Source organism: Anoxybacteroides tepidamans (assembly GCF_014201465.1).
Classification (GTDB): Bacteria; Bacillota; Bacilli; order Bacillales; family Anoxybacillaceae; genus Anoxybacteroides; species Anoxybacteroides tepidamans.
This window is the reverse complement of record NZ_JACHEP010000007.1, coordinates 88,463-107,044: the sequence shown is the minus strand read 5'-3', so window position 1 is coordinate 107,044 and position 18,582 is coordinate 88,463. Positions and strand designations below refer to the sequence as shown.

The 18,582-nt window shown below is 43.1% G+C and carries 16 protein-coding genes; all 16 read left to right on the top strand.

Annotated elements, in window-relative coordinates:
* The first annotated feature begins 79 nt into the window (after positions 1 to 79).
* The 16 genes from polX (at position 80) to HNQ34_RS08395 (ending at position 18,581) form a co-directional block, all read left to right on the top strand.
* Entirely contained in the window at positions 80 to 1,807 is a 1,728-nt protein-coding gene (gene polX, locus HNQ34_RS08470) for a DNA polymerase/3'-5' exonuclease PolX (protein ID WP_183253541.1), read from the top strand.
* Positions 1,808 to 2,077: 270 nt separating this feature from the next.
* Positions 2,078 to 4,432, top strand: a complete 2,355-nt coding sequence (locus tag HNQ34_RS08465) for an endonuclease MutS2 (RefSeq protein WP_183253540.1) — start codon at positions 2,078 to 2,080, stop codon at positions 4,430 to 4,432.
* Positions 4,433 to 4,447: 15 nt separating this feature from the next.
* Entirely contained in the window at positions 4,448 to 4,855 is a 408-nt protein-coding gene (locus tag HNQ34_RS08460) for a DUF350 domain-containing protein (protein WP_183253537.1), read from the top strand.
* 206 nt (positions 4,856 to 5,061) lie between these two features.
* The gene (locus tag HNQ34_RS08455; protein WP_183253536.1) at positions 5,062 to 6,735 is read left to right on the top strand and encodes an AMP-binding protein; all 1,674 of its coding nucleotides are present in this window, start codon (positions 5,062 to 5,064) and stop codon (positions 6,733 to 6,735) included.
* A gap of 124 nt (positions 6,736 to 6,859) precedes the next feature.
* Positions 6,860 to 7,444: a TetR/AcrR family transcriptional regulator gene (locus tag HNQ34_RS08450; protein WP_183253534.1), complete on the top strand. Its 585-nt coding sequence runs from the start codon at positions 6,860 to 6,862 to the stop codon at positions 7,442 to 7,444.
* A gap of 24 nt (positions 7,445 to 7,468) precedes the next feature.
* Positions 7,469 to 8,242, top strand: coding sequence for an enoyl-CoA hydratase (locus tag HNQ34_RS08445; protein ID WP_183253532.1), 774 nt, complete (start codon positions 7,469 to 7,471; stop codon positions 8,240 to 8,242).
* Positions 8,243 to 8,323: 81 nt separating this feature from the next.
* Positions 8,324 to 9,097 (top strand): electron transfer flavoprotein subunit beta/FixA family protein, encoded by a 774-nt coding sequence (locus HNQ34_RS08440; RefSeq protein ID WP_183253530.1) that lies wholly within the window; start codon positions 8,324 to 8,326, stop codon positions 9,095 to 9,097.
* A gap of 37 nt (positions 9,098 to 9,134) precedes the next feature.
* The gene (locus HNQ34_RS08435; RefSeq protein ID WP_183253528.1) at positions 9,135 to 10,112 is read left to right on the top strand and encodes an electron transfer flavoprotein subunit alpha/FixB family protein; all 978 of its coding nucleotides are present in this window, start codon (positions 9,135 to 9,137) and stop codon (positions 10,110 to 10,112) included.
* Positions 10,113 to 10,270: 158 nt separating this feature from the next.
* Positions 10,271 to 10,585 (top strand): thioredoxin, encoded by a 315-nt coding sequence (gene trxA, locus HNQ34_RS08430; protein WP_183253526.1) that lies wholly within the window; start codon positions 10,271 to 10,273, stop codon positions 10,583 to 10,585.
* 134 nt (positions 10,586 to 10,719) lie between these two features.
* Positions 10,720 to 11,901, top strand: coding sequence for a hypothetical protein (locus HNQ34_RS08425; protein WP_183253524.1), 1,182 nt, complete (start codon positions 10,720 to 10,722; stop codon positions 11,899 to 11,901).
* A gap of 120 nt (positions 11,902 to 12,021) precedes the next feature.
* Positions 12,022 to 12,966 (top strand): NAD-dependent epimerase/dehydratase family protein, encoded by a 945-nt coding sequence (locus HNQ34_RS08420; protein WP_183253522.1) that lies wholly within the window; start codon positions 12,022 to 12,024, stop codon positions 12,964 to 12,966.
* Positions 12,967 to 13,003: 37 nt separating this feature from the next.
* Positions 13,004 to 14,500 (top strand): alkaline phosphatase family protein, encoded by a 1,497-nt coding sequence (locus tag HNQ34_RS08415; protein ID WP_183253520.1) that lies wholly within the window; start codon positions 13,004 to 13,006, stop codon positions 14,498 to 14,500.
* Entirely contained in the window at positions 14,460 to 15,221 is a 762-nt protein-coding gene (locus tag HNQ34_RS08410) for a glycosyltransferase family 2 protein (protein ID WP_183253518.1), read from the top strand. Before HNQ34_RS08415 ends, HNQ34_RS08410 begins: the two co-directional genes overlap by 41 nt.
* Positions 15,222 to 15,353: 132 nt before the next feature.
* Positions 15,354 to 16,115, top strand: coding sequence for a hypothetical protein (locus HNQ34_RS08405; RefSeq protein WP_183253516.1), 762 nt, complete (start codon positions 15,354 to 15,356; stop codon positions 16,113 to 16,115).
* A 24-nt stretch (positions 16,116 to 16,139) separates the two neighbouring features.
* Positions 16,140 to 17,072 (top strand): FTR1 family iron permease, encoded by a 933-nt coding sequence (locus tag HNQ34_RS08400; RefSeq protein WP_183253513.1) that lies wholly within the window; start codon positions 16,140 to 16,142, stop codon positions 17,070 to 17,072.
* A 51-nt stretch (positions 17,073 to 17,123) separates the two neighbouring features.
* Positions 17,124 to 18,581 carry a nucleoporin-interacting protein gene (locus HNQ34_RS08395; protein WP_183253512.1) on the top strand — a complete coding sequence of 486 codons (1,458 nt, stop codon included), beginning with the start codon at positions 17,124 to 17,126 and terminating at the stop codon, positions 18,579 to 18,581.
* Position 18,582: the final 1 nt, after the last annotated feature.

Sequence of the window (18,582 nt, the reverse complement as noted above, 5' to 3'; positions counted from 1 at the left end):
TATAGAGAAGTTTTTTTGTACTTTTGGCGAAAAACTTGTATCATTTTCCGTAGTGGATCGTATGTACAGGTGGTGCGTTATGTTGAAAAATAAAAAAGACGTCATTCAATTATTAGAAACGATTGCGTTATATATGGAAATCAAAGGTGAAAATCCGTTTAAAATTGCCGCATTCCGCAAAGCAGCGAGCGCATTGGAAACAGATGAGCGCAGCTTGGCAGAAATGGAAGATTTTACGAAAATCCCAGGGATCGGAAAAGGGACATCAGCTGTCATTGGCGAGTTCCTTGAAACAGGAACATCGAAAGTGCTTGAAGAACTGCAAAATGAAATTCCTTCTAGCCTTCTCTCCCTTCTAAAAATTCCCGGGCTTGGCGGCAAAAAAATTGCCAAACTTTATCAAGAGCTTGGCGTTGTCGACGTCGATTCTTTAAAGGCGGCATGTTTGGAACAAAAAGTGCAGGCGCTTGCCGGTTTTGGAAAGAAAACGGAAGAAAAAATTTTAGCCGCCATTGAAGAAATCGGCTCTCGGCCGGAACGGTTACCTCTTGCAGCCGTACTGCCGATCGCCGAAGAAATCGAACAGCAGCTGCAAGCAGTTAAAGAAATTATTCGCTTTTCCCGTGCCGGCAGTTTGCGGCGCATGAAAGAAACAGTCAAGGATTTAGATTTTATTATCGCCACAAATGAACCAGAGCGGGTTCGCGAACAATTAGTGACACTCGCTCACGTCTCCGATGTGATCGCGAAAGGCGATACGAAAGTTTCGTTGCAGTTTCGTTACGAATATGAGATTGCGGTCGATTTTCGAATCGTCCATCCCGATCAATTTGCGACGACGCTCCACCATTTTACCGGCTCGAAGGAACATAATGTCCGCATGCGGCAATTAGCGAAAGAGCGTGGTGAAAAAATTAGCGAATATGGCGTTGAGCAAGTGGATACAGGCAATATCATCACGTTTGCGGATGAACGATCGTTTTTCGCCCATTTCCAATTGCCGTTCATTCCGCCGGAATTGCGTGAAGATGGAAGTGAAGTGGACCGATATGAAGAGGGCTACCCTCTTATCCAACTTTCCGATATTCAAGGGGATTTGCATATACATTCTACTTGGAGCGATGGAGCATGTTCAATTGAGGAAATGGCGGAGGAGTGCCGGAAAAAAGGATATCGCTATATGGCGGTGACCGACCATTCCCAGTTTTTAAAAGTCGCAAATGGTCTAACGGTCGAACGCCTCAAACGACAGCGGGAAGAAATTGAGCGGTTGAATGCGAAATACGATGATTTTACGATTTTAGCCGGCATTGAAATGGATATTTTGCCAGATGGCACGCTCGATTATGATGACGATGTATTAACAGAATTAGATTTTGTGATCGCTGCGATTCATACAGGATTTTCTCAAGATCGAGAGGCAATCATGAAACGGTTAAAAGCAGCGCTTGAAAACGTTCATGTCGACTTAATTGCTCACCCGACCGGCCGGCTCATCGGGCGGCGCAGCGGTTACGACGTCGATGTCGATATGCTGATTGAATTGGCGCGTGAAACGAATACGGCACTTGAATTAAACGCGAATCCGCATCGCCTTGATTTAACCTATACGTATTTAAAAAAAGCGCAAGACGCGGGTGTCAAAATTGCGATTAATACAGATGCCCATCATTTACAAATGCTAGATGATATGAACATTGGTGTTGCAACAGCGCGAAAAGGGTGGATTCGGAAAGAAACGGTTATCAACACATGGACGCTAGACGAGTTACGCCGTTTTTTACGGCGTCATGATGAAAATCGCTAACTATATAAATACAACTGGAAGGTTTAACTTATAGCTGACGAAAAAGCAGACTCCCTATTTTTTCGACTGTCGGAGGCAAGTCTGTGACTTGCCTTCGTCACGCTTTCGCGTGACAGAGGACCGAACAACCAACCGCTTCACAGACAAATGCATTTGTCTGGAAGCGGTGTTGTTCGGTCACCCGACAGTCGAAAAAATACCGATTACTTCATAAAAGACGAAAACGCTAAAGTTCCAAATTGCATCTATCTATATAGAGAGGTGACATCATTGCATACACGAGTTTTGAAAGTATTAGAATTTGACAAAATCAAAGCACAATTGTCAGAGCATGTCTCTTCGTCATTAGGAAAAGAAAAAGTGGAGAAGCTAGTCCCTTCTTCCGATTTTGCAGAAGTGATCAAATGGCAAGAAGAAACGGATGAAGCCGCAGCGGCACTTCGCCTGCGCGGGAATGTTCCGCTTGGAGGCATTTTCGATATTCGCCCAAGCCTTAAACGAGCGAAAATTGGCAGCATACTAAGCCCGCATGAACTGCTTGATATCGCGAGCACGATTTATGCGAGCCGGCAAATGAAAACGTTTATTGAATCATTAGAAGAAGAGAAAGTAGAACTTCCATATTTGTTACAATATGTGGAACAAATGGTCGCGTTGCCAGAACTCGAACAAGCAATTAAACATTGTATCGATGATTACGGCGAAGTGCTCGACCATGCGAGCGATCGGTTGCGTTCCATCCGCCAACAATTGCGGAATACGGAAGCGAGAGTACGTGAAAAGCTAGAAAGCATCATTCGTTCTTCCTCCGCGCAAAAAACGTTGTCGGATGCGATTATTACGATTCGCAACGACCGGTACGTCATTCCGGTCAAACAAGAATATCGCCACGCTTACGGCGGCATTGTGCACGATCAATCGTCTTCCGGTGCGACATTATTTATCGAGCCGCAAGTCGTCGTCGATTTGAACAACCAACTGCAAGAAGCGCGCGTCAAAGAGAAGCAGGAAATCGAGCGAATTTTAACGGAACTGACGGCAAAAGTGGCGGAGCATGCCGATATGCTTCTTGTCAATGTGGACGTATTGGCTGAACTCGATTTTATTTTCACAAAAGCGAAATATGCGCAAAAAATAAAAGCGACGAAGCCAAAGATGAACGATCAAGGCTATATTCGTTTATTGAAGGCGCGCCACCCGCTTATCGACCCAAACGTTGTCGTGCCAAACGATATCGAACTTGGCAAAGACTATACAACGATCGTGATCACCGGTCCGAATACAGGCGGGAAGACGGTGACATTAAAAACGATCGGGGTATTGACGTTAATGGCACAAGCCGGTCTCTTTATTCCGGCATTGGACGGTTCTGAGCTCGCAGTATTTCGTTCCGTGTATGCGGATATCGGCGATGAACAATCGATAGAACAAAGTTTAAGTACATTTTCGTCTCATATGGTAAACATCGTTGAGATTTTGCGTAACGTCGATCACGACAGCCTTGTTCTTTTTGACGAACTTGGAGCGGGAACCGATCCGCAAGAAGGTGCAGCGCTGGCGATCGCGATTTTAGACGAAGTTCATGAGCGCGGTGCGCGCATTGTTGCGACTACGCATTATCCAGAGTTAAAAGCGTACGGATACAACCGCCGCGGTGTCATCAATGCGAGTGTTGAATTCGACATCGATACGCTAAGCCCGACGTATAAGCTATTGATCGGCGTGCCGGGACGAAGTAATGCATTCGAAATATCAAAACGGCTCGGCTTAAATGAGCGGATAATCGAACGAGCGAAAGCGCAAATTAGCGTCGAAAGCAACAAAGTAGAGAACATGATTGTTTCGCTTGAACAAAGCAAAAGGCAGGCGGAAGAAGAACAGAAAAAAGCAGAGGAAGCGCGCAAAGAAGCAGAACGGCTTCGCCGCGAGTGGGAACAAAAATGGGAAGAGCTGAATGAAAAACGCGATGAACTTATTGACGAAGCGAAGCGAAAAGCGACGGAAATTATAAAAACGTCACAGCGGGAAGCGGAAGAAGTCATTCGCGAACTGCGGCAGATGCAAAAAGAAAAGCTCGCAGAAATTAAAGAACACGAGTTAATTGCTGCGAAAAAACGATTAGAAGAAGCAGCGCCAACGATTGATACGAAAAAAAGCACGGCGAAAAAGCGCGTGTCTCATGAATTCCGGCCTGGCGACGAAGTAAAGGTTGTCCATTTAAATCAAAAAGGCTATTTGTTGGAGAAAGTTTCTGATGATGAATGGCAAGTGCAGCTTGGCATTTTAAAAATGAAAATAAAAGAGCGCGATCTTGAATATATCGGCAGCACGAAAGTGGCGGAAGCGAAACCGCTTACCACCGTTAAAGGGAAAGACTATCATGTCGGCTTGGAGCTAGATTTGCGCGGCGAGCGGTACGAAGATGCGATCGCCCGCGTCGAAAAATATATTGATGATGCGCTGCTCGCCGGCTATCCGCGCGTATCGATCATTCACGGAAAAGGAACCGGGGCGCTTCGCAAAGGCGTGCAAGAATTTTTGAAAAAACACCGTTCGGTGAAAAACATTCGTTTCGGAGAAGCGACAGAGGGTGGCATCGGTGTCACGATTGTCGAATTGAAATGATAAGGGGCGAAGGCGATGAACTCCTTTTGGGAAAACGAAATAGTGAAGATTGCAGCGAATTTTAGTGTCGCTGTTTTATGCATGGTTGTCTTTTTAGCAATATTTGAACTCGTCACGAAATATAAAAATTGGGATGAAATTCAAAAAGGTAATGTAGCGGTGGCGATGGCAACGGGCGGAAAAATTTTTGGCATCGCCAACATTTTTCGATATGCGATCAGCCACCACGAATCTCTCCTTTCCGTGATTGGTTGGGGAGTATACGGATTTATTTTGTTGTTAATCGCTTATTTTATCTATGAATTTTTAACACCAAAATTTAATATTGATGAAGAAATTGCCAAAGACAACCGCGCAGTCGGGCTGATTTCGATGGTGATTTCTATCGGTTTATCATTTGTCATTGGAGAAAGCATTCGGTAGAATGGAGAGTTAATCAAATGGAAACATTGGCGAAAGTATTGTTTGTATTATGCGGGACATTTCTTGCTATCGGTATTATATATTGGTTGTTTTTTACTTAAAAAGCGTTCTACGATTGTAGGCGCTTATTTTTTTAGTGTAAATTTTTAAAAAATATAATAAAATAAAAATAAATCGTCAGAATTATCAAAATTGGAGGAGATATGATGGAAAAACGATGGCTTGCCCATTATCCACCGCAAATCCCGCATCATATTGATTACCCGCCTAAAATATTGCCCGACTATTTAAAAGAAACCGCCGCACAGTTCGGTCAAAAAGAGGCGATTTATTTTCTTGGAAAACGTTTGACGTTTCAAGACATCTACGAACAATCGTTGAAAATCGCCAACTATCTTGTCGAGCTTGGCTTGCAAAAAGGCGACCGCGTTTCGATTATGTTGCCAAATTGTCCGCAAGCCGTCATTAGCTATTATGGAGTGCTGATGGCCGGAGGCATCATCGTACAAACGAATCCGCTTTATACGGAGCGGGAACTGGAGCATCAGCTGAACGATAGCGGGGCAACCGTGATCATTACGTTAGATATGCTTTATCCGAAAGTCGTTAAAGTAAAAGCAACAACGTCGTTAAAACATATCATTGTCACAAGCGTTCAAGATTATTTGCCGCCCATCAAAAAATTGCTTTATCCATTCGTCCAAAAAAAACAAAACCAGCCTCTTGTCCACATCGAAGAACGAGATGATCAACATTTATTCAAACGCATTATCGCTTCAACGAAAGCAGAAGAGATAGATATTGAAATAGACCCAATCGAGGAAGTTGCTTTACTACAATATACAGGGGGAACAACAGGATTTCCAAAAGCTGCAATGCTGACACACCGCAATTTAATTGCGAACACGTTAATGTGCGCTCATTGGATGTATCGCTGCCAAAAAGGAGAGGAAGCGATTTTAGGCGTATTGCCGTTTTTCCATGTATATGGAATGACAACCATTATGAACTTGTCCGTTATGCAAGCTTATAAAATGATTCTCCTTCCGAAATTTGATGTTGAAACGGTATTAAAAACGATCGAGAAGCAAAAGCCGACATTATTTCCTGGAGCGCCAACGATGTATATCGCCTTATTGAATCATCCGAATTTATCGAAATATGATTTATCATCTATTAAAGTATGCATTAGCGGATCAGCTCCACTCCCAGTCGAAGTGCAAGAAAAGTTCGAAAAAATCACAGGCGGAAAACTGATTGAAGGATATGGATTAACAGAAGCGTCTCCTGTCACCCATTCCAATTTTTTATGGGATGGAGAACGGATTAAAGGAAGCATCGGCGTTCCATGGCCGGATACGGATGCGAAAATTATTTCATTAGAGACTGGTCAAGAAGCGAACGTTAACGAAATTGGTGAGCTTGTTGTCCGCGGTCCGCAAGTGATGAAAGGATATTGGAACCAGCCGTTTGAAACGGACAGTGTATTGCGTGATGACTGGTTATATACCGGCGATATGGGGTATATGGATGAAAAAGGATACTTCTTCATTGTCGATCGAAAAAAAGATATGATTATTGCGAGCGGCTATAACATTTACCCGCGCGAAGTAGAAGAAGTGTTATATGAACATCCGAAAGTACAGGAAGCGGTCGTTGTCGGTGTGCCACATGAATACCGAGGGGAAACGGTGAAAGCGTTTATCGTTTTAAAAGAAGGCGAGCAATGCACGGAAGAAGAGTTGGATCAGTTTATGAGAAACCGATTGGCCGCCTACAAAGTGCCGCGCATCTACGAGTTTCGCAAAGAACTTCCGAAAACGGCTGTCGGAAAAATTTTACGCCGCGTGCTAATAGAAGAAGAAAATAAAAAGGGATAAAAGCATCCACTATTTTGTCATTTTGCAAATGGAGTGATTTTTTATCTTGACAAATAGAAGGGAGAATTTTTAAAATTGAAACATGAATGATTATTCATTCACATTTGAAAAAGGGGAATGTACGTTGAAACGAAATAAACCAAAATTTATGCAAATTATCGAAGCAGCTGTGATTGTTATTGCCGAAAATGGCTACCATCAAGCGCAAGTTTCTAAAATTGCCAAACAAGCAGGAGTAGCGGACGGGACGATTTATTTATATTTCAAAAATAAAGAAGATATTCTCGTTTCGCTTTTTCAAGAAAAAATGGGATCGTTTATTGAAAAAATCCAAGAAGAAATAGCAGGAATTTCAAGCGCTTCAGAGAAGTTATACGTATTAGTAAAAAAACATTTTGAACTTTTATCGGCAGATCGCCATTTAGCGATCGTGACCCAGCTTGAGCTGCGGCAATCGAACAAAGAACTTCGTTTACGAATTAACGAAGTGCTGAAAGGATATTTAAGGATTGTGGAGCAAATTGTAAAAGAAGGAATGGAAGCAGGAGAGTTCCGCAAAGACTTGGACGTTCGTCTTGCGAGGCAAATGATTTTCGGGACGATCGATGAAACGGTGACGACATGGGTGATGAATGACCAAAAATATGATTTAGTCGCTTTAGCGAAACCGGTTCATGAACTGCTGATACGAGGCTGTTCGGCCTCTTAATTTTATATAAGGGGAGAGGAAAAAATGGAGTTTTTCAAGGTGCATACGGAGGGGGTTGTCGCTACCGTCACTTTTTCGCGTCCTCCGGCCAACGCTTTATCATCCGCTGTTTTGAAAGAGTTTTCATCATTGCTAGATGAGTTGAAAGACGATGATCAAGTTCGCGTTATTCTTCTCCACGGAGAAGGAAGATTTTTCTCTGCTGGTGCTGATATTAAAGAATTTACGGCTGTTAATACGAGCGAACAAGCGGCGGAGTTGGCGCGCGCCGGCCAGCAAGTGATGGAGAAGCTAGAGCAGTTTCCGAAACCGGTGATCGCAGCGATCCATGGCGCCGCTTTAGGCGGAGGATTAGAGTTGGCGATGGGATGCCATATCCGTCTAGTTGCAGAAAATGCGAAGCTCGGATTGCCAGAGCTGCAGCTTGGTATCATTCCAGGATTCGCAGGGACACAGCGTTTAATGCGCTATGTTGGGTTTGGAAAAGCGATGGAAATGATGTGGACAAGCGAGCCGATCACAGGCATTGAAGCAGTTCAATGGGGACTCGCGAACAAAGCGGTGCCGGAAGAACAGTTGTTGGAAGAAGCTAAAACATTAGCGAATAAAATTGCGCAAAAGAGTCCGATTTCTGTTCGGGCGACGATTGAGTTGCTTCATGCGGCGAAAACACGATCATTCCATGAAGCGGTGGAGCAGGAAGCGATCTTGTTTGGCAAAGTGTTTATATCAGAAGATGCGAAAGAAGGAGTACAAGCGTTTATTGAAAAACGGCCGGCGCAATTCCGTGGAAAGTAAGCGAGCGCTAATTGTGTTTTTTCGAAATCAACAGAATGTTTTAAACTGAACGAATGTTTGATAAACATAGGAGGGGTTTCCATGAACATTTTCGTCTTAATGAAGCGCACATTTGACACAGAAGAAAAAATTGTGATCAACAACGGAAACGTGAATGAAGAAGGCGCTGAATTTATTATTAACCCATACGATGAATATGCGATCGAAGAAGCGATTCAAGTGCGTGACAAACTAGGTGGCGAAGTAACGGTCGTTACAGTCGGAAACGAAGATGCGGAGAAAGAATTGCGCACCGCACTGGCGATGGGGTGCGATAAAGCAGTACTCATCAATATTGAAGACGATGTCGAAGAAGGCGATCAATATACAACGGCGAAAGTATTAGCGGAATATTTAAAAGATAAAGAACCGCATTTAATTTTAGCAGGGAACGTCGCCATTGATGGCGGCTCTGGCCAAGTTGGTCCGCGCGTAGCAGAAATGCTTGGTATCCCGTATGTTACGACGATTACGAAGCTCGACATTGACGGCGACAAAGTAACGGTTGTTCGCGATGTCGAAGGGGACGAAGAAGTCATTGAAGCGTCGCTTCCATTGTTAGTGACAGCGCAACAAGGATTAAACGAACCGCGCTATCCTTCGCTTCCAGGCATTATGAAAGCGAAAAAGAAACCGCTCGATGAAGTAGAATTGGATGATTTAGATTTAGAAGAAGAAGATGTCGAAGCGAAAACAAAAACGGTGGAAATTTTCTTGCCGCCGAAAAAAGAAGCCGGGAAAATTTTGCAAGGTGAACTAACAGACCAAGTAAAAGAGCTTGTCACGCTGTTGCGTACGGAAGCGAAAGTCATTTAACGACGAGAAAAACGATTATTTATCGGGGGGACGGAGCATGACACGAAAAGTGATCTCATTAGCGGAAATCCGTGACGGATCGTTAAGAAACGTATCATTTGAAGCCATTGCGGCAGCAAAAACGATCGCTCAAGGCGGCGAAGTAGTAGCGGTATTAGTAGGAGAAAGCGTGCAGTCGTATGCGAACGAATTAATTGCGTACGGGGCAGATCGTGTGGTCGTTGTTGAACACGCACAACTGAAAACGTATACACCAGACGGATACGGCCAAGCGTTAATGGCGGTCATTGAAGCGGAAAAACCGGAAGGAATCGTATTTGGCCATACGGCATTAGGAAAAGATTTATCGCCGAAATTAGCGACAAAGTTGAACGCCGGACTTGTTTCTGACGTCGTGGCGATCGAAGAAAAAGATGGGGAGCTATTGTTCATTCGTCCGATTTATTCGGGCAAAGCATTTGAAAAGAAAATCGTAACAGACGGCATCATTTTTGTGACCGTTCGTCCGAATAACATTCCAGCGCTTTCTCGCGATGATGCTCGCTCTGGAAATGTGATGAGCCTTTCTGTCGATATTAAAGATTTGCGCACGATTGTGAAAGAAATTGTCCGCAAAACAGCGGAAGGCGTGGACTTATCGGAAGCAAAAGTCATTGTCGCTGGCGGACGCGGGGTGAAAAGCGCAGCCGGTTTTAAGCCGCTACAAGAATTGGCTGACGTGTTAGGAGGTGCGGTCGGGGCTTCGCGCGGCGCGTGCGATGCTGGCTATTGCGACTATTCGTTGCAAATCGGGCAAACAGGAAAAGTCGTTACACCAGATTTATATATTGCGTGCGGCATTTCCGGTGCGATCCAACATTTAGCGGGCATGTCAAACTCGAAAGTAATTGTCGCGATTAACAAAGATCCAGAAGCGAATATTTTCAAAGTCGCAGATTACGGTATCGTTGGTGACTTATTTGAAGTCGTACCGTTGCTAACTGAGGAATTTAAAAAGCTTAAAGTGCATTCATAAATATAGGCAAAAACGGGCAAAGTAAGTGCGTCTTTGCTCGTTTTTTTGTTATAATTATTGGGCGAAAGTAAATATTAGAATTGAAGCAAAAAGTTAGCACCTTCCGCTATAAAGTGATATACTTTGCTTACATGAGTAATTGATAGGAGGAATGGAAAATGGCAATTGTTAGTGCGACTGACCAAACATTCGCAGCAGAAACGAGTACAGGAGTCACGTTAGTGGATTTCTGGGCACCTTGGTGTGGACCTTGCCGCATGATTGCGCCTGTATTAGAAGAAATCGACCAAGAAATGGGCGACAAAGTAAAAATTGTGAAAGTCAATGTCGACGAAAACCAAGAAACAGCTGGGAAGTTTGGCGTGATGAGCATCCCGACGCTTCTCGTCTTTAAAAATGGCGAAGCAGTCGACAAGACAGTTGGGTATCAACCGAAAGAAGCGCTTGTCAGCTTGTTAAACAAACATTTATAATGAATCCGAAACAGTCCAGAATTTTCTGGGCTGTTTTTTGTCGGTTTTTCATTGACAATGAAAATCGTTCTCTATATAATTTTAAACGGAAATGAAAATCGTTTTCATATATAAAAAAGGGGGATACATAAACGATGAAAAAAAGGCATTTAAAAGCAATATTTGCCATGTTTTTATTGGCAGGAGGCGTATTAGCAGGCTGCAGTAATGCAGAAAAAACAGCAACAACTGGGAAACAGGAAGAAACGAAGACAGAAAAAACAAAACAGACGGAAGAAGGAAAACAAGAAATCAACTACGGCGAAGCGTTTAAAGAAGCGGTAACAGAACTTGCGAAAGCAAACGAAGGACAAAATGTTGATTTTGATAAAGTCATGGCCATTTATACGACAAAATTGCAGCCACTTGTGCAAAAGCGTGATGCAGAATTGCAAGAAACGGTCGATCAGCATCTTACAACAGCGTTGAATGCAGGAAAAGACGGATCGATCGATAAAGTAGTTGTGGAGCAAATTTTTGACAAGTTAATGCAAAAAGTGTTTTATACAACGATCAAACAAGAATTTACTGAGATTGAAGAAAATTGGAATAATAAAGATGCGGTCAAAGAAGAGGTAGAAGAGGCAAAAGAATTTTATAAAATTTTGCAGCCAACGGTAGAAAAACGGGATGCAGCCTACGGAACAACGTTAGTAGATACCATTAACGGTGGATTTTCAGAAATTGAAAGCGCAGTGGAAAAAGGCGACACTTTAGCCTTTGCGCTTGGTAAACAAGTCATCGATAAAACGCTTATGAAAACTTTTTATTTAGCAACAGGCGCTCTTCCTTACGGTTACGCAACAAAAGCGGCGGCAGAAGCGAAAAAAAATGAAGAGAAAGCAAAAGTGGGGCAAGCAGAAGGATGGGCGTTTTATCAATCAATTTATCCATACATGAAAAAATATGCGGCAGCAGAAGCAGATTATATCCTCAAACAATTTGACTTGCAAACAGACGTCAAAACGTTAGATCCAGCGGCTGTCAATAAAGCATTTGTTCGCGGTTTGACAAAAGTGGCGCTCAATGAATACGAAGAAAGCGAAGAAAGTTGGGGCCAAGATAAATCAGTTGTGACAGCGCTTGAAGGAGCTTTATTCATTGACATGATCGGAAGCGATATCAAAACATTATTAGGCGATCAGGCGTTCACAACGTTAAACGATCAAGTGCAAAAATATTTAGAAGCAGCAAAAGCGAAAAATAAAGAAGAAGGCAAGAACCTTCTCGAACAAATTAAAGCAACGCTGCAAACAGTCGTTGAAAAGGCGAAATAACTTAAATAAAGCAAAAAACCTTGTCACGAAACAAGGTTTTTTGCTTTTGCAAATGCCGTGTTTTTGTTATTTTCATTATGGTACGATTAGTGGGGAACAAATCGCAACGAGGTGGAATCAGTGAACATTTTAGTTACGGGCGGTGCCGGCTTTATCGGCAGTCATCTTGTCTCTAAGTTGCTTTCTCTTGGCCATGATGTCGTTGTCATTGATAATTTTCATCCTTATTACTCAGCGGAGCGAAAACGGTGGCAATTTCACACGCTTACGAGCGGCTATGATGTACCTGTTTATGAAGTGAATTTGCTTAATTATGAAAAAGTAGACGAGATCTTTCAACGCTATCAGCCGGATTGTGTCTATCATTTAGCTGCTTTGCCCGGCGTTCCAAACTCTCTATTACAACCGCTTGATTATGTCGATTACGATATTAAAGCGACGATCAACGTCTTAAAAGCTGCTGGAGAAGCAGGAACGAAGCACGTTTTGTTCGCTTCTTCTTCCTCCGTGTACGGAGATCAAGGATGTGTGCCACTCAAAGAGGAAATGGCAACAGGGAATGTTGTTTCGCCGTATGCGGCAGCGAAATACGGGGCCGAATCGTTTTGCTACGCTTATGCCAATTTGTTCGGCTATCAATTAACGATTTTCCGCTATTTTACTGTTTACGGTCCGTGGGGGCGTCCAGATATGGCGATCAGCCAATTTATCCGCCGGCTTTTGCGCGGAGAAGAGATCGTTGTGTATGGAACAAAAACAGCGCGGGATTACACATTTGTCGATGATATTGTGAATGGAATGATCGCCGCATCGCATCGGAACGGAAACAACGACGTATTTAATTTAGGATCAGGGCGTCCCGTCGCGATGGAACAGCTACTAGAATATTTGCAAAAGTATTTTCCAGCTATGAAAGTAAAGCATGCTCCCGAACGGGCCGGCGATGTGAATGCAACATGGGCGGATATTACGAAGGCGCAACAAGCATTCGGATACAAACCAACGGTAACGTTTGAAGAAGGACTAGCGAGAACGATTGAGTGGGCAAAAAGGCATGAAGAATGATGATGGATCTGGCGAAAATGGAAAGGAATGAGAAGTGATGAAAAAAGCATCGAAATTTGAAAAAGTGGCCGCCCGATGTTGGAATTTGCTGAATGAGGGGAAGCCGTTTACTCCCATTTTCGTTATCGGGACGATGCTATTATATCATTTGCCTGATCTGGGGCAGCCTGATTATGTGAAGTCATTTTTTTTAAGTTTTTTATTCGTTTTGCCGCTTTTTATGATCTATTATATATATGATTATCCGCTCTTTTTGCGAAATTATTTATGGATTCCGTACATCGCTTTTTTGATCGTTTGGCAATTTGCCGATGTGAAGTTGCTTCTTTTAGCGATTGGATTATATTTTTTCTTTACCGTCTTTTTTTGGGGAACGCTCTACTATCATTTGCGAATCGGTACGACGTGGTGGAACTTCACTCGCTTTTGGAAGCTTGTGCTGAAAAATAGCGATTCGACAAGTGGAAACGCGCAAGAGCAAATGCCTAAATTTTTGCTTTTATTGTCGTTATGGCAATGGGGCTATGAGCAGATGGAACGTGGGGGACAGTCGATGCCGATTAGTCAGCTAGCGATCTACTATGCGTCTGTTTTTTTATTCTCATGGATTCTCCACAAACACTTATTTGATTGGAAGCCGAAAGTGATTTCAACTTATACGAATAATGTTGCTGTCCCAAAAAAGGCGATCAACGAAAAAGTGATTGTGATCGTCATTGACGGCATGCGCAAAGATCGCTTTGAACAAGCAAACGCGCCGTTTTTAAAATCATTGCGGCAAAACGGAACGGAATTTACACAAATGGAAACGGTGTATCCAGCACGCACGGTCGTTTGTTTTACTTCTATGTTTACCGGCACGTACCCGTTTGAACATGGCATTCGCTCCAATATGGTGTGGAAGCTCGGGATTAAAGTTGAAAGCATTTTTGATTCATTAAGGAAAGTCGGAAAAACTGGCCGTTTGCTAGGCATTGCCCACCTTGTCGATTCATTTGGCGATGATGTCGAAACGGTAACAGCGGTGATGCATAACGATGTGGCGGATCGAAATATTATCGAACGAGCGAAACTCATCATGAAAGAACAAGATCCTGATTTATTGATCGTTCAATTGATTGCGACCGACCAAACGGGTCATAGCCGTGGCGTATTGTATGACGAATATTTGCAAAAAATTGAAGAGGCCGATGCCCTCGTTCAAGAATATGTCGAATGGCTCGAAGAACAAGGAAAATTAAACAACGCCACGTTAATTGTTTGCGCGGATCACGGTCAGGCAGACGGGATCGGTGGGCATGGACATCTTGACGAAGGAGAGCGATATGTACCGTTTTTTATGTATGGCCCAGCCATTGAACGCGGAAAGCGGATTGAGGAAAAGCATAGTCTTGTTTCATTAGCTCCGATGATTGCGTATTTACTAGGCGCTCCATATCCGAGTCATAGCCGTGGTCCTGTACTAATGGAAGCGATACGAAAGAAGGGAAACAATGAAGAGACAAAAAGTGATCGTCTTTTTACCGGCGCATAACGAAGAAGAAGCGATTGGGGAAGTAATCCAAAAAATTCCTCGCCATTTTCATCCGCACGTTGACGTAAATGTGTTAGTAATTGATGATGGATCGACGGATCAAACAGTTGAAGTGGCACGGAAAGCAGGGGCTGATTATGTGTATCAAATGAAGAAAAACAGCGGGCTCGGCGCTGCCGTAAGACAAGGGTTGCGAGAGTGCCTTCGTCTCGGTGCAGATATCGGCGTGATGATTGATGCGGATAACGAATATCCAGCTGAACAAATTCCCGATTTGCTCGCGCCGATTTTTAAAGGTGAAGCAGACTATACAATGGGGTCGCGGTTTCTTGGGGAGATTCATGGAATGAAATGGTATCGCCGCCTTGGCAATTATTGTTTTACATGCTTGCAATCGCTTTTATTGCGAACGTGGATTTACGACGGCCAGTCGGGGATGCGCGCCTTTTCACGGCAAGCGATGGAACATGCTGACATTATTCATGACTACAATTATGCGCAAGTGTTGACACTGAATTTAGTGCGAAAAGGCTTTCGCATGAAAGAAGTTCCGATTCGCTATCAAGTGAGGGTAACAGGCCAGTCATTTATTAAATTTTGCGACTATATGACGGCAGTTCTCCCTGCTATTTGGAAAGAAATGAAACGATCAGTTCCGAAAGTGGATATTGATGGCTCGGCGCACGTGCTGCCGGATATCGATGGAAAGAAGTGTTCTTAGGCTTCGAGGGGACTTTATTGGATGCATGAGGATAGAAGAAGTCTTCTATCCTTATTTTTGATATATGTATTATATATATTGACATGAAGGATGATAATCATTATCATTAAATATGTAGGAGGGAACCGGATCATGAGGCTATTACGTTTATTTTTTTCTTTACTATTGATATTCATTCTCATTTATACACCGATGACCGCTTTTGCTTATTCATACGGTGACCCGAATGAAGAAAAAGTGGCAGAAGTGTACAAACAAATGGCGGAAAAACTGAATCAACAGCCGCCAAACTTTGCAGAGGCAAAAACGATTTTTGAAACAGTGAAAGAAGAGCTTAATATGCATATGGGAATAGAGCCGTCTGAAGTGGTGCTAGCGGACCTTGAAGCAAAAGATAAAGAAGCGGTGTTAAAAGATATGAGAAAAATTCTTGTGTTAAATATTGCGCGCCGCCTTGAAAACATTGAGAAAAATTTTGCTCAATATGATACGAGCAAACGTTTATTGGCGAAAGCATTTGCTACATACGAAGCGCTCTCTCCTTCTGTTCAATCGAAGGATGCAGCTATTGACAAACAATTGAGGAGCGAGTTTGACAACGCTTTGCAGTCGTTAGGAAATCCAGGATTGTTTGGCGTCGGCAAAAAACCATCCAATATCGAACAGTTTAAGAAAAGTAAAGAGGCGATTTTAACGTTGCTGCAAAAGCAGTTTGGATTAAAAAGCTTGAAAGTCGGACATTTTTCAGAAAGTGTTACAGAAAAGCCAGAAGCGGTACAGAAAAAAGAATGGACGGATTTATCGAAGTTAAAAAACTGGATTCCGATCGCTGTTTTAATCATTGTTATTGTTGCTGTTGTCGTATATTCGTTGCGCCGAAAACGACGAAACTAACGGTTTAAGAAAGGAGAGCGTGTGATGGAAGTTCAAGCGCTGTTAATTACGTTTCGTGAAGTGTTGGAAGCTTTGCTCATTGTCGGGATTATTACATCTTATTTAAAGAGGGTCAACCATACGAAATATACGAAATACGTATGGTTTGGGGCAGGATTGGCCGTGTTGGCGAGCGTTGGAGTGGCCCTTCTTTTCCAAGTTGTGTTTACAGGCTTTGCTGCAATGGGAAGCGAGATGTATTTAAAAATTTCGATCATGTTCATTTCGACGATTTTATTGACGCAAATGGTGTTTTGGATGGCGGAGCATAGCCAAGACATGAAGAAAAACGTTGAAGGAAAAATGGATCGTTTTATTACGACAGGAAATGTGGTTGGCATGGTGATTCACTCGTTTTTAGTTGTGCTCCGCGAAGGAGTTGAAACGGTCTTTTTCTTTGCGGCGATTACCGGTGGAAACATCGGTGCGGCCATGCAAGGATGGGGGGCGATTACCGGTGTCGTAATTGCCGCATTGGTGAGCTACGTCTTTTTCAAAGGAACGATGCGCGTACCGTTAAAAACGTTTTTCAAAGTGACAGGCGCTTTCATTATTTTAATTGCGGCAGGACTGTTGGTACAAGGAATTTCAATGTTGCAAGATTTAAACATCATTGGAAGCGTGATGCCGCACGTATACGATTTAACATGGCTGTTGCCGGAGCATCCGATTGATTATGAACATTATGTTCGCGATTACGGAGTCGCACCGCTGTTACCAGGAGATGTAGGCGTCTTTTTGAAAGCGTTGTTCGGCTATTCATCAATGCCATCGCTAGAAGAAGTGATTGCTTATATCGGCTATTTTGTTGTCATTTATTTGCTCATTAATAGCCGTCATTCAAAAAACGCAAAAAAATCAGAGCTAGGAAACGAGAATGTTCAAGCGCTTGAACCGAAGACGAAACATGTCATTTAAGAGTACAAGGCAAGACTGTCTTGTGCTTTTTCGTTTATAAAGGTGAGAATGATGCGTAAATATTTTCTGGGAAATCATCGGTATATGTCATATTTTGGATTAACCGCACTTTTTTTGTTGTTTTGTGCAGAAATGAAATATGCAAGTCCATATGCGGCCACATGGGATCAAGTCGATTTTGCCCTTGCATTAGACCGATACGATTTATTGGCGATGCAACCCCATTTTCCAGGATACCCTTATTTTATTTTGGGTGGGATGCTCGTTCATGCATTTGTGGAAAATCCAGCTAAAGCATTGTCCATTTTTAATGTGCTTATGTTATGGTCGGCGTCGATCCCGATGTTTTTATTAGCCAAAAAGTATGGGGCAACAGAGATGGCGTGGCTCGTTACGGTTCTCGTTCAATCGGCGAGCTATGTCGTGCTCATTGGCAGTCAACCGATGTCAGAAGGGGCGGCATTATCCGTTTTATGGTGGTATGTGTGGGCGGTTGAACAAGCGCGAGAACGAAAAACGTGGCAAGCTCATCTTCTGTCATTAATTTTGTTTGGGCTTTTGTTAGGAATTCGGCTTTCATATGTCCCGTTTGCTATTGCGCTTGCTTTTTTATGGTACGAAGACTGGAAACAACATCGAAGTATTCGCCGGTTGTTCGGACTCGTGGCGGCTGCGCTAGCGTTCCAGCTCATTTGGGTGATGGGCATAGCGCAGACGGAAGGAAGTCTATATGGATTTTTGAAATTGGCCTTTTCCTTTACGAACGGGCATTTTCAAGAATGGGGAGGAACGGTGTCAAACGATCAACAGCCGCTTTGGCAGCGGATAGGCCGATTTCTGTTTTATAATATCATTTGGATTGGAATCTCCAGCCGAACAATGATATTGCTTGTTTTGTATCTTTTCGTATTCATTTGGGCGTTCTATTCGACTCGTGCGTTCCCGTTTCCTCGCTGGCTTTTTGCCGCCATAGTTGCTTATGGGGTCTGGGCGCTATTTGCACAAAATATTGACAAGCCGCGCCATGTGATTCCACTTGTTCATTTTGCGCTTTTTTACGGATGGCTGCGCTATTTTTACCGAAACACGTCCACATATAAGCGGCTATTGGCCTTGATTGTCATGATTGCACAAATTATGATCGGCACGCTCTATATCCGCGAACAAGCGTTACACTTGCCAGCGACGTATCAATTAGCGTATGATTTACAAAAGAAAGACGAGCCGTTTGTTTTATATACATGGGAAGAAGCGAGAGTGCTGCAATATCTTCGCGCTGATTTCCCGTATCAGGAAGCATTACGTTTTTCATTTTTTTTACAACATCAAGCGAACTATACACATGCTAAAATTTATGTGACCGATCATGTTGTCAAAGGGTTTCAAGCGCAAGGGGTTTCACTTGACAGACGCTTGCGAAAAGTAAAAACATACCGCTCAAACACGCTCGCAGATCCGATATATGGGGAAATTACGTTATATGAATGGATGAATTCAACAATGGAGTGAT

Bases quoted from the DNA above. Each gene is read 5' to 3' on its own strand.
- polX (WP_183253541.1), top strand. From the start codon at position 80: ATGTTGAAAAATAAAAAAGACGTCATTCAATTATTAGAAACGATTGCG.
- HNQ34_RS08460 (WP_183253537.1), top strand. From the start codon at position 4,448: ATGAACTCCTTTTGGGAAAACGAAATAGTGAAGATTGCAGCGAATTTT.
- HNQ34_RS08455 (WP_183253536.1), top strand. From the start codon at position 5,062: ATGGAAAAACGATGGCTTGCCCATTATCCACCGCAAATCCCGCATCAT.
- HNQ34_RS08445 (WP_183253532.1), top strand. From the start codon at position 7,469: ATGGAGTTTTTCAAGGTGCATACGGAGGGGGTTGTCGCTACCGTCACT.
- HNQ34_RS08440 (WP_183253530.1), top strand. From the start codon at position 8,324: ATGAACATTTTCGTCTTAATGAAGCGCACATTTGACACAGAAGAAAAA.
- HNQ34_RS08435 (WP_183253528.1), top strand. From the start codon at position 9,135: ATGACACGAAAAGTGATCTCATTAGCGGAAATCCGTGACGGATCGTTA.
- trxA (WP_183253526.1), top strand. From the start codon at position 10,271: ATGGCAATTGTTAGTGCGACTGACCAAACATTCGCAGCAGAAACGAGT.
- HNQ34_RS08425 (WP_183253524.1), top strand. From the start codon at position 10,720: ATGAAAAAAAGGCATTTAAAAGCAATATTTGCCATGTTTTTATTGGCA.
- HNQ34_RS08415 (WP_183253520.1), top strand. From the start codon at position 13,004: ATGAAAAAAGCATCGAAATTTGAAAAAGTGGCCGCCCGATGTTGGAAT.
- HNQ34_RS08410 (WP_183253518.1), top strand. From the start codon at position 14,460: ATGAAGAGACAAAAAGTGATCGTCTTTTTACCGGCGCATAACGAAGAA.
- HNQ34_RS08405 (WP_183253516.1), top strand. From the start codon at position 15,354: ATGAGGCTATTACGTTTATTTTTTTCTTTACTATTGATATTCATTCTC.
- HNQ34_RS08400 (WP_183253513.1), top strand. From the start codon at position 16,140: ATGGAAGTTCAAGCGCTGTTAATTACGTTTCGTGAAGTGTTGGAAGCT.
- HNQ34_RS08395 (WP_183253512.1), top strand. From the start codon at position 17,124: ATGCGTAAATATTTTCTGGGAAATCATCGGTATATGTCATATTTTGGA.